At 69.6% G+C, this 263-nt stretch carries 1 pseudogene; it reads right to left on the reverse strand.

Annotated elements, in window-relative coordinates:
* Positions 1–263 (reverse strand): annotated as a pseudogene (locus tag R2R70_RS20975) (CbbBc protein); the annotation flags it as partial.

Consider the following 263-nt stretch of genomic DNA (forward strand, 5'->3'; position numbering starts at 1 on the left):
GCCTCGAAGCCGGCCACCGTGCGGTCGATCAGGTCGCGGATGCGGTCGTAGTCGGCGATCAGGTCGAGCCACGCGATCTTGCTGGCCGGCAGCGTCGCGTGGGCGATTCCGGCGACGATCGCGGGCTCGGAGCGCAACTGGTCGGACGCGGGCTTGAGCTTGCCGGCCGACGCGTGGACCATCGACATCGAATCCTCGACGGTGATCGACTGACGGCCGCTCGCCTGCATGTCGAGCTCGGTGCGGCCGAGCACGGGCAGGAT

This window comes from Cobetia sp. SIMBA_158 (assembly GCF_046566945.1).
GTDB classification, from domain to species: domain Bacteria; phylum Pseudomonadota; class Gammaproteobacteria; order Pseudomonadales; family Halomonadaceae; genus Cobetia; species Cobetia amphilecti.